The organism is Mycobacterium sp. E136 (assembly GCF_001666865.1).
In the GTDB taxonomy this organism is placed as follows: domain Bacteria; phylum Actinomycetota; class Actinomycetes; order Mycobacteriales; family Mycobacteriaceae; genus Mycobacterium.
This window is the reverse complement of sequence record NZ_LZJE01000365.1, coordinates 1-721: the sequence shown is the minus strand read 5'-3', so window position 1 is coordinate 721 and position 721 is coordinate 1. Positions and strand designations below refer to the sequence as shown.

1 pseudogene is annotated in these 721 nt (G+C 60.5%); it reads right to left on the bottom strand.

The annotated features are described in order from the left end of the window. Positions 1 to 248 precede the first annotated feature (248 nt). Positions 249 to 611, bottom strand: a pseudogene (locus A5698_RS28240) (IS481 family transposase); the annotation flags it as partial. Positions 612 to 721: the final 110 nt, after the last annotated feature.

The window sequence follows — 721 nt, the reverse complement described above, 5'->3', positions numbered from 1 at the left end:
CACCAAGCGAACCGACTAGCCAACGATGGGGCCAAAATTCATGCCGACCCCGGGGCCAAGTCACTTGACGAGACGCAGTCTCTCGAAGAATCACGCGATGACCTTCATTCATTCGGCTACGACACGCCGGCACCGCTAATCAGGTCCCGACTCGTACACCACCTTGGTGGACGCAACCTGCCCCTGTTCAGAGTCGGTTGATCGTTGACGTTTCTGTGTCGGTTGATCCTTGACACTCTTGTGTTGTGTCAGCCCTGACCGCTTCTGCGTAGGGCCCGCTTGTTTCGTACCTCGCCGTGACTGGTGCGGGGGGCGGTTTTGACCAGTTCATCACCGACCCAGAACCGCAGAAGGTTGCCGTCGACGTGGACATCGCAGCGTTGTCCGGCCCAGTGTTGGCCGATGCAAACCTGCTGCCATGACACGCAGACCACCCCGTTGGTGGTGACCCTGCGTGACACCCAATCTGAGCCCTGTCGTTGGTGCGCTCGAGCCGATTGCGAGGTCGACGGCGACGCTGCCGGCGCCCCGGCGGTGAAGCGCTGGGCAGGGATGTCCATCTTCAGCGACTGGTGCGGTCGGTTGGTGTTGTAGTCCTCGACCCACTCATCCTGTCGGTTCCGGTCGAAAATTGAGCAGTTTTCTCCGGTCGAAAAGTGAGCAGGTGTTACGGGGTTGAGTCTGCCTGACGGTCGGCTTCGACGGAGGGCAGGGACTCGAT